This window comes from Nostoc sp. UIC 10890 (assembly GCF_054786515.1).
In genome coordinates, this window is sequence record NZ_JBSGKF010000001.1 from 2,810,238 (window position 1) to 2,822,407 (window position 12,170).

General features: G+C 43.3%; 9 protein-coding genes and 1 pseudogene. 3 read left to right on the top strand and 7 right to left on the bottom strand.

What is annotated here, in order from left to right; genetic code table 11:
* Positions 1–96 precede the first annotated feature (96 nt).
* From ACWATR_RS11145 to ACWATR_RS11175, 7 genes and pseudogenes are all read right to left on the bottom strand, one after another.
* Positions 97–468, bottom strand: coding sequence for a hypothetical protein (locus ACWATR_RS11145; protein WP_460332234.1), 372 nt, complete (start codon positions 466–468; stop codon positions 97–99).
* 66 nt (positions 469–534) lie between these two features.
* The gene (gene secF, locus ACWATR_RS11150; RefSeq protein WP_460332236.1) at positions 535–1,521 is read right to left on the bottom strand and encodes a protein translocase subunit SecF; all 987 of its coding nucleotides are present in this window, start codon (positions 1,519–1,521) and stop codon (positions 535–537) included.
* Positions 1,521–2,930, bottom strand: a complete 1,410-nt coding sequence (secD, locus tag ACWATR_RS11155; RefSeq protein WP_460332238.1) for a protein translocase subunit SecD — start codon at positions 2,928–2,930, stop codon at positions 1,521–1,523. Before secD ends, secF begins: the two co-directional genes overlap by 1 nt.
* A 124-nt stretch (positions 2,931–3,054) precedes the next feature.
* The gene (locus ACWATR_RS11160; protein ID WP_069070088.1) at positions 3,055–4,038 is read right to left on the bottom strand and encodes an alpha-ketoacid dehydrogenase subunit beta; all 984 of its coding nucleotides are present in this window, start codon (positions 4,036–4,038) and stop codon (positions 3,055–3,057) included.
* 365 nt (positions 4,039–4,403) lie between these two features.
* Positions 4,404–4,637: pseudogene (locus tag ACWATR_RS11165) on the bottom strand (VapC toxin family PIN domain ribonuclease); the annotation flags it as partial.
* A gap of 129 nt (positions 4,638–4,766) precedes the next feature.
* Entirely contained in the window at positions 4,767–5,747 is a 981-nt protein-coding gene (hemB, locus tag ACWATR_RS11170; protein WP_179074055.1) for a porphobilinogen synthase, read from the bottom strand.
* Between the two features lie 377 nt (positions 5,748–6,124).
* A complete protein-coding gene (locus ACWATR_RS11175; protein ID WP_460332241.1) occupies positions 6,125–6,484 on the bottom strand; it encodes a DUF4870 domain-containing protein in 360 nt (119 codons plus the stop codon).
* A gap of 122 nt (positions 6,485–6,606) precedes the next feature.
* Between ACWATR_RS11175 and prfC the strand changes: the two genes are divergently transcribed.
* From prfC to ACWATR_RS11190, 3 genes are all read left to right on the top strand, one after another.
* Positions 6,607–8,235 (top strand): peptide chain release factor 3, encoded by a 1,629-nt coding sequence (gene prfC, locus ACWATR_RS11180; protein ID WP_460332243.1) that lies wholly within the window; start codon positions 6,607–6,609, stop codon positions 8,233–8,235.
* Between the two features lie 205 nt (positions 8,236–8,440).
* Complete coding sequence (locus ACWATR_RS11185; protein WP_460332245.1) at positions 8,441–10,711, top strand: M48 family metalloprotease; 2,271 nt, start codon at positions 8,441–8,443, stop codon at positions 10,709–10,711.
* 678 nt (positions 10,712–11,389) lie between these two features.
* Positions 11,390–11,899, top strand: a complete 510-nt coding sequence (locus tag ACWATR_RS11190; protein ID WP_435019214.1) for an RNA recognition motif domain-containing protein — start codon at positions 11,390–11,392, stop codon at positions 11,897–11,899.
* The last annotated feature ends 271 nt before the right edge of the window (positions 11,900–12,170 follow it).

Below are 12,170 nucleotides of genomic sequence, written 5' to 3' on the forward strand. Positions count from 1 at the left end.
GTATGGCACCACTTTTAGCAGTATATTTGCTATTTCTAAGTCATATTTTGCTAGAAATTGCTGAATACGTATATCTATATGCAACGATTTGAAGATTTAATGACAAATCCACTTCCACAGAGGATGAGTTGGCCCCTGTTGACGTATTCGAGAAACTTGTTTTTCTAAACGTTGTTTTTCTTGCTGTGGTAGTCCGAGTAAGATATTCCGACTTTGCCAAACTAAAACAGCAGCGGTCATCCCGATACAAAAGGCTAAACCAAAGGTAGACAGTGGATTGTAGAAAAGCCCATATCGCACCGCCACCCAGGTAAAATATTGCTGCCACAGAGCAATTTCTGCACGTAGACCCCACAAGGAAGCAGGGGCAACAGTGAGCCATAAACAGACTACAAACAGCCATCTACCATATATTGTCAACCTATGTAATCTTTCTACTTGTTGAGTAAAGGATGGGTCAGTTGTCATTTGTCATTTGTCCTTTGTCATTTGTCATTTGCTAAAGACTAATGCCCAATGCCCAATACTCAATGACTAATTACCAGCAGATGTATCAATCGATTCATCAGTGACTACCAAACTTGTTTGACCGTTGCGCTCTCGCCACAAAGTTAGAAGAGTACTGGCGATAAAAATACTTGAATAAGCCCCGGCTGTAAAGCCAATAATTAAAGCTAAGGCAAAGTTTTTTAGAGTTTCTCCCCCAAACAGAAATATCGCAAACAAAGATAGCATCGTGGTTAAAGTCGTGTTGATAGACCTTGCTAGGGTTTGGTTCACAGCATCATCCACAATGTCAGCAATTGGTCGATCAGGATTAATTTTCAGGGTTTCCCGAATGCGATCGTAAATCACCACCGTATCGTTAACTGAGAAACCTGTAATTGTCAGTAGAGCAACGATAAACAGGCTATCTACTTCAGTACCCAGTACTAAACCAAAAATCGAAAAAATCCCTGCCGTAACCAAGACATCATGTAATAGTGCAACGATCGCAAACACTGCATAATCCAACTGGAACCTGAAGCTCAAGTAGATTATGATGCCTGCAAAGGAAACTATTAAAGCTATTACCCCAGACCTAAACAGTTCTGCTCCCAGAGTAGGGCCAACGGTGTCAAATTGATTTTTTTGTTGGTCAAAAGTACCGACTTTTTCACTTAAGACATTTTGTAAATTAGTACGCTGTTCGCGATCCAAGTTTTTTGTGCGAATTGATATACCATTTTGTCCACCTGTGTCTCTGTCAGTGACAATTTGGATGCTGCTATCGCCCAATCCTTGTTCTTTAGCTACTTCTCGAACAACATTGATATCAATTGGCTGGTCGCAGTTACCGGGTTTGGTACAATCCCGTTCAAACTGTAATCGTGTACCACCAACAAAATCCAAACTGGGACGTAGGGGTGCTTTGATAGTCGGGTTTTGCCAAGAAATCACCATTGAGATTATCCCAGCGAGAATGACAGCACCAGAAATAGCCCACCAAAGCGATCGCGATTTGTTAATACTCAGTTTCATTAAGCCACCTCTGCCTTATTTGATGTTGGCAGGTTCGGAGAGAAAAGTTCTGGTTTCTTGAATGCGGGAATTGTAATTGCTAAAAACATTAAGGTGCGACTACAGGTAACTGCCGTAAACATACTCACCATTACACCCAAAGCCAAAGTTAGGGCGAAGCCTTTTACTAAACCAGCCCCCAGCCAGAATAGTGCCGCACAGGCAATGACTGTAGTCACGTTGCCATCTAAAATACTGGAAAAGGCGCGATAAAAACCAGATTCCACAGAACGATAAAGGGATTTTCCTGCTTGTAATTCTTCTCGCGTCCGCTCAAAAATTAGCACATTCGCATCCACCGCCATCCCAATACTGAGGATGAAACCGGCAATTCCTGGTAGGGTCAGGGTGACACCCAATAAAGCAAAGGTAGCCCAGGTCAGCAACGCGTAAATCAATAGTGCTACATCGGCAATCAGTCCTGGTAGTCTATAGTACACCACCATAAATATTAATACTAAAGTTAGACCACCGATACCAGCATAAATACTGCTAGTGATGCTGTCTTTACCTAAAGTTGCCCCAACAGTGCGGATTTCGGCAATTTCCACTGGTACGGGTAATGCGCCACCTCGTAACTGTACACCTAAGTCATTAGCTTGTTGTGCGGTAAACCGTCCTGTAATCACCGCAGCGCCACCAGTAATACCAGTGGCGGCAAATTCTATACCTACAGTAGGAGCGCTAATCAGTTCATTGTCCAGAAAAACACCAATGCTGCGCCCAGTACCGGCGAGATTTTTCGTCAAATTGGCAAACAGTTCACCACCCTGTTGATCGAAGCGAATGGCAACATTCCAGTTGTCGCCTTGAGTGGGTTCGCCATAGGCATCCTTGAGGTATTTGCCAATTAGGGGTGGATTAGTGCTTTCAAACAATTCTGCGATCGCTTGATTACTGTTCTGTAAATCTTCTTGATTCTTGACAATTGCTGCTTTGTCGGTACTCTTTCTCAACTCTTCTTGCTTGGCTTTCAATTCGGCTCTAGATGCTTGGAAAGCAAGCAATTGGGTTTCTGTATTCGGCTTTTGGGTACGAAATTCTAACTGCGCTGTACCCCCTAGCACCCGTTCAGCTTGCTCTGGATCATTAACTCCTGGTAGTTGCACCAATATTTTATCTGTGCCGACTGTTTGGATCACAGGTTCAGAAACACCCAAACCATTAATCCGTCCTTCGACAACTTTCTTCACACCTTCCAATTCTCGTTCGGTGATTTGGGGAATATCCGCTGATGGTTTCACCTGAATTGTGAGCTGTGATCCTCCCCGCAAGTCCAGTCCAAGGGGTATCGGAATTGTGGCAATCACCGTAATAGCGGCGATTATCAGGACTAAAATCAAAATTAATAGCGATCGCTGTCTTTGCATACCATAACTCGCAACTGACAAAGGCTATAATAGCGCTCTTTTATGGAGTTATGAGCAAGTATTGGGGACTGGGGATCGCGGGCACTGGGCATTGGTTATTCTCCTTGTCCCCAGTCCCCAGTCCCTAGACTCGCAACGCCACCATTTTTTCCACAGCTTCCACGATTTGCTCTGGTTGGATGATTGTTAGTCGTTCCAGATTACCGTTGTAAGGTGTGGGAATATCTTGGGAAGAAAGCCGTAGTACTGGCGCATCCAATTCATCGAATAAGCGATCGTTTATTGAGGCGATGACTTCTGCTCCAATACCCGCAGTTCGCATCGATTCTTCCACAACAATGACTTTATGGGTTTTTCTTATTGATGCACCAATGGTATCAAAATCTAATGGTTTGAGGGATATTAAATCGATAACTTCTGGATCGTATCCTTGTTTTTCAAGAGTTTTTACAGCTTGCAACACATGATGCCGCATTCGCGAATAAGTAATAATTGTGACATCTTTACCCTCACGTACAACTTCTGCTTTATCCAGAGGTAGCAAGTATTCTTCTTCTGGTAAATCTTCTTTCAAGTTGTAAAGTAAAACGTGTTCAAAGAACAACACTGGATTATCATCGCGGATAGCAGATTTCAGTAGTCCTTTAGCGTTTCTTGGTGTAGAGCAAGCAACAATCTTCAACCCTGGCACAGCTTGGAAGTAAGTTTCTAGTCGTTGGGAATGTTCTGCGCCTAGCTGTCGTCCCACACCGCCAGGGCCGCGAATTACCATTGGAATTTTAAAGTTACCGCCAGAAGTATAGCGAAGCATCCCAGCGTTGTTGGATATTTGGTTGAAGGCGAGCAATAAAAAGCCCATATTCATGCCTTCAATGATGGGACGTAACCCAGTCATTGCAGCTCCCACAGCCATCCCAGTAAAGCTATTTTCCGCAATGGGAGTGTCTAGAATGCGGAGTTCGCCATATTTTTGGTAAAGGTCTTTGGTAACTTTGTAGGAACCGCCATAGTGTCCTACATCTTCACCGAGAACAAATACGCTGGAATCACGCGCCATTTCTTCATCAATGGCTTCCCGTAAGGCGTTGAAGAAAAGTGTTTCTGCCATTTAGACCTTTTAGTACGATTATGGTTTTAGAATTTTATCGTGCTGCTGTCGCAAATAAGGTGAGCGATCGCACTAGTTAGAGATTGGGTTGTTTAAACGATCCTCTTCATTGGAGCAAGAATATAAAAAACGTGGAGCCAAATAAAACGCAAAACTTTAACTCCGTAACAGAGGCTGAATGGACAGCTGATTCTCAGATATATAGTTGCTGTTGCATTCCGTCAAGCTTAACGCATCAATACTTGAGAAAAATTATGTTACGAAAATCACTAACGCACCCTACATTAGGAGTTGCAAATTCATAAATCCACATACCTAAGTTAGATTTTATAGGTTTTAGGACTTACGCATTGAAAATCGCATCCCTAAAATACCCGCTCAAAAGGTTTTTTACGATAACGCCGATAAATATTAGCATCACTGTCCAAAGTAGCGTAGGCGTAGCTCACCGTAGGCATCGCACCAATATCTAAGCATTCCGAAATGACGATCAAGTATAAATCTGCAAAATCCCCTGGTAAATCTCTGTACTGAGTATTCAACTCAGCAATACGCGAAAAATCTTGCGTCAATAATTGCTCACACTCATAAGACCTCTTGCAAAAAGCACTTTTGCAAGAGGTCTTAGGTTAGCCAGCGTTCAGCAATCAAGCGTTGGATCAATTCACTCTTTTCCGTTTGCTCATGAGCCAAGATGTCGGCAAATTCTTACTATTCGATCATTTGTCCTACTTTAACCATCGCGCCGCATCTTTGGCATGATAAGTCAAAATCAAGTCTGCACCAGCCCGTTTAAACCCAGTTAAAGTCTCCATGACCACGCGCTCCTCGTCAATCCAACCATTGAGAGCCGCAGCTTTCACCATCGCATACTCACCAGAAACATTGTAAGCCGCAACTGGTAAGTTACTCGCTTCCTTCACACGCCAAATAATATCCATGTATGCCAAGGCTGGCTTAACCATGAGCATATCAGCACCTTCAGCGATATCCAATTCAATCTCTTTAATTGCTTCGCGGGCATTACCTGGGTCCATTTGGTAAGTTCTTCTGTCCCCAAATTGTGGTGTCGAGTCTGCTGCATCTCTAAATGGGCCATAATAACCCGAAGCATACTTAGCAGCATAAGACAAAATCGGCGTGTCTTGAAATCCTGCTTCATCTAAACCCTGACGAATTGCTTGCACAAATCCATCCATCATCCCAGAAGGCGCAATGATATCCGCACCGGCTTTCGCTTGAGAAACTGCTGTTTTTTTCAACAATTCCAAAGTTGGGTCATTTAAAACTCGTCCTGTTAAATCACCAACTTGTAAATAACCACAATGACCGTGGCTGGTGTACTCACACAAACAAGTATCAGCAATTACAATCAAATCTGGCACTGCTGCTTTTACCGCCGTCGCTGCTTTTTGGACGATACCGCAATCATGCCAAGCGCCAGTGGCATCCACATCTTTATCAGCCGGAATCCCAAATAAAATAATCGAAGGAATTCCTAAGTCGTAAACTTCTTTTGCTTCTTCAACAATTTTATCTACCGAAAGTTGGTAGACTCCGGGCATGGATTTCACCTCGTTAGCGATTCCCTCACCTGGTACGGCAAATAATGGGTAGATTAAATCGCTTGTTGTTAAAACAGTTTCACGAACCATCCGACGCAGTTGGGGATGAGTACGCAGACGACGGGGACGATGTGTAGGAAACATAAAATTTTATGAAGAAAAACAACGCAATTGGACACAAAACAAAGCGTCACAAAAGCAGGCTAAAATTTTCCTGCCGTCAGACAGACTACAAACAGTGCTTAACTGTCTTTTTGCCCTACTCTTAATTAAGTTGTAGGGCAATTTTGTATTTTACAGCTTGGTTGCATCTATCCGACGGACTGGAAAAAAAACAACATAGTAAGCAATTCAAAATTCAGAATGAGAAGACTGTCTATTGGCAAAATTTTGGCGAATTGAGGGTTGAAATTTAAACGCAAAGTGGCGCAGAGGTAAACGCAGAGGCACGCAAAGAATTTGCTACTAATTTAATGGACTGACAATTACCAATGCCCCATGCCCAATACCATAAATTTGTGTTAAAAAACTCGGAAAATATAGGGATAACGGAAGGGTATATCAGGATTGCTGAAAACTCCGATGAGCGCCCAAATTGTTAATCCCCAGTGTAATAGATACCCAATACCTGCTAGTGGCCCCAACAATAATAGAGGTAACACTAACCAACCAAATAGAAAAAACAGTGCTCCTAGAATCCCTCCATAAAGCCAGACATTAAAGTGGAAATTGATGGATTCTTTGGCGTTTTCTTTAACAACAGGATCATCAGATACGAGCAGTATGGCGATAGGTATACCTACAGAAACAAAAGCCGTACTGAAAAAAATGGCTCCATGCGACAAGGCAGATAGAAGCTTTCGCTTGTCTGTGTCGTACATTCTTTTCTCCTATTTAGTCAGATTGTTGGTTATATTACGACCCTATCACGAGCATCGTTGTCTTAAGATTAAAAGACTTACAAGAGTCAAAAAATTAAGTTAGCTAACAAACAAATACACTTATGTCTACTGAACTTCAGTCTGAACTTATTCAAGCGGTTGAACTTCGCCGCAATTTTGCGATTATATCTCACCCTGATGCGGGTAAAACTACACTAACAGAAAAGCTACTTCTGTACGGAGGTGCAATTCACGAAGCTGGGGCGGTGAAGGCGCGACGGGCGCAGCGAAAGGCTACCTCTGACTGGATGGCGATGGAGCAACAACGGGGTATTTCCATCACCTCCACAGTGTTGCAATTTGAATACCGGAACTGTCAAATAAATTTATTAGATACGCCGGGACACCAAGATTTCAGTGAAGATACTTATCGCACCCTCGCCGCGGCCGATAATGCCGTGATGCTGATTGATGCGGCAAAAGGTTTGGAACCTCAAACCCGCAAATTGTTTGAAGTATGTAAGTTGCGGGGTATCCCGATTTTTACATTTGTCAACAAGCTCGATCGCCCAGGTAGGGAACCTCTGGAACTGTTGGATGAAATTGAGCAAGAATTGGGATTACAAACCTATGCGGTGAACTGGCCGATTGGGATGGGCGATCGCTTTAAAGGTGTTTTTGACCGACACAAGCAACAAATACACCTCTTTGAGCGCAGTTTCCACGGTAGCCGCGAAGCCCGTGATACGATAGTGGAGTTAGGTGATCCGAGAATAGAAGAACAGCTAGAACAAGACCTCTACCACCAACTGAAAAACGATCTAGAACTGTTAGAAGGAGTTGGGCCAGAGCTAGATTTACAGTTGATACACGAAGGCAAAATGACGCCTGTGTTCTTTGGTAGCGCCATGACTAACTTCGGGGTAGAGTTATTCCTCAAGTATTTCCTCGACTATGCCCTCAAACCCGGTTCTCATGTCAGCAGTGTTGGCGAAGTTCCTCCTACATACCCGGAATTTTCGGGGTTTGTCTTTAAACTGCAAGCGAATATGGACCCGAAGCATCGCGATCGCGTCGCATTTATCCGGGTCTGCACTGGTAAGTTTGAAAAAGATATGATGGTGAATCACGCCCGCATTGGTAAACTCATCCGTCTGTCTCGCCCGCAAAAACTCTTTGCTCAAGAGCGGGAATCGATTGATGTGGCTTATCCTGGCGATGTGATCGGTTTGAACAATCCCGGTGTTTTTGCGATCGGGGATACAATTTACACGGGACAAAAGCTCGAATATGAGGGGATTCCGTATTTCTCGCCGGAACTGTTTGCGTCTATGAGGAATCCCAACCCCTCAAAATCTAAACAATTCCAAAAAGGCGTTGCGGAATTGCGAGAAGAAGGTGCTGTACAAATTATGTATTCAACTGATGAAGCCAAGCGCGATCCAATTTTGGCGGCGGTGGGTCAGTTGCAATTCGAGGTGGTGCAGTTTCGCTTACAAAACGAATATGGTGTAGAAACCATATTAGAGTTATTGCCCTACAGTGTCGCCCGTTGGGTTGAGGGTGGTTGGGAAGCATTAGAAAAAGTGGGTCGAATATTCAACACCACTACAGTTAAAGACAGTATGGGACGTCCAGTGTTACTATTCCGCAATGAATGGAATTGTCAACAATTATTGGGCGACCATCCAGAGTTAAAATTAAGCGCGATCGCTCCAGTATTTTCTAGTCAAAAACCAGTGGAAGACTGAAGAAGAATCCAGAATTCAGAATCCAGAATTCAGAATTAATCCTACCAGAAGTCCCAACTGAATTCTGACTCCTGACGCCTTTATTCAATCTTTATTGTTCACTTGACAAGCAAAACTTGAGCGCGGTTGAGTTCCACGGCATCCGAGGTTCGCGCTTTTGCACAAACGTGGATCACCTAGAAGAGATTGGAGTGCCAGAATTTGTATGCCTTCACATGCCAAATCGTCTTTGGAGGCTGGTTTAGTTGCCCTCAAGCAGGGAAATTACCAAACAGCGATCGCTCACCTAGAACCTATTGCTAGCAGCCAAAGCAATGGTACTGCTAGCTTACAAGCCCAAGTTGGTTTAGTGATGGCTTATGCTCGCACTGGCGAAGTGTCCAAAGCGATCACTATATCCCAGAATCTCATTGAGAGTAACAATCCGCAAGTTCAAGAGTGGGCAACACGCGCTCTCGAACACCTGACAAAACGTAAAAAACGCGATCAAGAATCAAAAAATGTCGAAACTGGATTTGTTGCCTTTGATAATTCAACTCCAGATTCTCCCCCAGTTCCCCCCCCGGAAACTCCTACATTAGAGGAAAAACCAAAAGATCAATTCACAGAAACCAAAAGCGACGACACACCGTCGATGGTGCCACTAGCTAGACTCAAAGCGACAGTAGCGACACCACTACCACCACCAACAACTGCACCCCTAAATGGCTTCATGGGTTCTGTGACTCGCACCCAAGCCAAATTATTCGGTGTTATTTATTGGCGGCAAGCACAACGCGCTAGAGCATGGCAACCCCTACGCAAACCGAAATTAATACCTTTGCGGCTACTGTCAGCAGGGACATTCATCGCCCTATTTTGGGTTATGCGAGAAATCCTCAAGTTAGCATTAGGATTAATCAACCAGACTTTAGTCAAACTACCTTATCTGGAGCCGCTGCAACTTTTATACCGCGATCCTACTAGATTGTTGCTAATAGTATTGGTGATTTTAATCGGAGTATCACCTTGGTTGCTGGATCTACTACTGGCGAAATTGTATGGTCAGCGAGAATTTCCTAAAGATGTATTAAATACCCATAGCCGCGAAGCCGTTCGGGTGCTACAACGTTGTTGCCAACAGCGACATTGGCCCATACCCAAACTGCGGATCTTACCAATGGCTGCACCAATTATCCTGACTTATGGCAGTTTACCACGTAATGCCAGGATTGTTGTGAGTCAGGGGCTATTAGAGCAATTAGCAGATGATGAAATCGCCACTATTTACGCTACGCAATTAGGGCATATTGCTCACTGGGATTTTGCTGTGATGTCTTTGTTGCTGCTGGTGACACTACCAATTCATCAGCTATATCAGCAAGTGTCGGAGTGGGGAGACAAAATATCAGCGAAAATTTGGCGCTGGCCGGTGACAATTGTGGCTAGTCTAATTTATGGAGTTTGGTCTTTGCTGACTGGGACTGGATTGTGGTTATCGCGGTTGCGGCTTTATTATAGCGATCGCGTTGCATCTGAAATTACTGGCAATCCCAATGCCCTGATTCGCGCTTTACTCAAAATTGCTATTGGCATTGCAGCTGATATCCAAAAACAAGAACAGACCAGTTGGCAACTAGAAAGCTTAAATCTTTTGACACCAGTCAGCTACCAACAGAGCCTCGCTTTGGGCACTATTGCCAGCAATCTATCTTTTGAAGCCTTTTTGAAGTGGGATACTGCCAATCCCTATCGCCGATGGTTTACGATTAATAGTAGTCATCCTTTGATGGGCGATCGCATCGAACGCCTCTGCCAAATAGCCCGTCACTGGCATCTAGACACTGAGCTACATTTTGCTAGCGAACCGTCAAAGGTGAAGCGTCAGTCTTTCTTATTACAAATCGCTCCCTGGTTGGGAATTCCTCTAGGGGTTTTGTTTGCAGCTTTAGTCTGGCTAACCTGGCAACTAGCATTCACACTCAAGTTTTTAAATCTAAAGTGGATCTACGAAGATTGGTCTTTCATTACAGGCTGTCTTCTGATTGGCTTTAGCATCGGTACAGTGATGCGGATTAATTCTTTCTTCCCCGATATCAAACCTGACACTGTGCAAACTGACGACTACTTACCCAACCTGTTATCTGACCCTTCTGCCTTACCAATTGATAGCGTCAGCGTGCGTCTTGTGGGCAAATTATTAGGTCGTCAAGGCACTAGCAACTCCCTAGCGCAAGATTTAATTCTCCAATCCAGCGCAGGTTTAGTGAAATTACATCACATTTCTTGGCTAGGACAGTCAGTCAATCACCAGGATTTAATTGGTAGGCAAATTATCGTCACAGGTTGGTTCCGCCGAGGAGCAACACCTTGGATCGATATCCAAACCTTGGAAACTCAAAGTGGTAAAACCATTCATAGCCCTCATCCCATTTGGTCTACTTTTTTAGCAGTTGCAGCACAGGCTTGGGGCGCATACGTTTTTCTTACTGGTTAGTCATTTGTCATTGGTTATTGGTCATTGGTCATTTGTCATTGGTCATTCGTTATTAGCAAAGGACAAAGGACAAAGGACAAAGAACAAATCAGAATGTAAACAAAAGTTGCAGGTTTTCTTTACAAGTGTTACATTTATTTACACAAACATTAGCAGCCAACATAACTCAGCACTACAGCTTAGTGATGAATTCGGATGCTTTTCCCCCACTCCATACCTTTTTATCCTCCCAACACAGCAGGAAATCAACCAGCCATCGGCTGGTTTTTGTTTCAAAATATGCTCCTTTGAATAAAAAATGTGTTTTATGTTACGATGCAGTAATACTAACGTCGGAAATGTGTGCGCTAAACTAGCTACGTAGAAAATACCGTGGTAATGTAAGGAATGGTATTTGATTCTGCGAAAAAGGCATAAAAGAAAGCGTGTACTTTAGCAGGCAATAGGCTATTAAATTTACAATTCTTAGAATTAAGGTGTTATTAGCTCACCATAGTGTGGGCCTTTGGATTAAACAAGCTTGATCCCGACGAAAAACTGTATTGTTGTATAAGTTGACAGTTTCGAGCAAAAAAATTGGTTAATGGCAGCCTTGGTTAATAGCATCTATTTAAAAGCCAAAGCCAAGTAATTGTTTTCTCGCCTTGCCATGTTCATTCAACTCTGGAGGTATAGTTCATGTCCGTTCGCCTATATATAGGTAATTTGCCTAAAGATGAAATAGATCGTCAAGATCTGCAAGCAGTTTTTGCAGCCGAAGGTGATGCTGTAACTACTAAATTAATTAAAGACCGCAAAACTGGCAAATGCCGTGGTTTCGGTTTTCTTACCGTCAACAATGACGAACAAGCTGACGAAATCATTGAAAAGTATAATGGGCAGATGTTCAAAGACACTCCCATTAAGCTAGAAAAGGCATTACCTCGGACAAAAGGTGAAGAGGGCGACGAGCAAGCTCCTAAACCAGTTAGTCTTGCTGCTAGTAGTACCCCAACTCCTAGCCCCAACAGAGAAGGTAGCCGTCGTGATAAAAGCTCTAAGAAGCCTCGTCGTGGCGGCAGTGGCGGCGGTGGTTCTCGTGAAACCAGCACCACAACCACAGATTCAGACGCTATTCGTCCAGATCCTCGTTGGGCTTCGGAATTAGAAAAGCTGAAGCAGATGCTAGCTGCACAAACTACGAATTGATCCTTGAGGGAGAGAAATTAAAAATTAAAAATCAGAATTTTTTTTTGATTTTTAATTTTTAATTGTTTATTATCACCTAGCTGCTTAGTTAAAATCTACTTGCACCTAATTTTGTAAGTGCGTTGGCGCAGTCCAAACTTAGGCATCGCATAGTAAAATCAAACGACATATAAATTTCACGTATCCCCACACTTACGTAATAAGAATAAGTCTATACTGATACAACGGTAAATTATATATAGTTGCTGTCAAAACCTGCTTATAAAAAAAT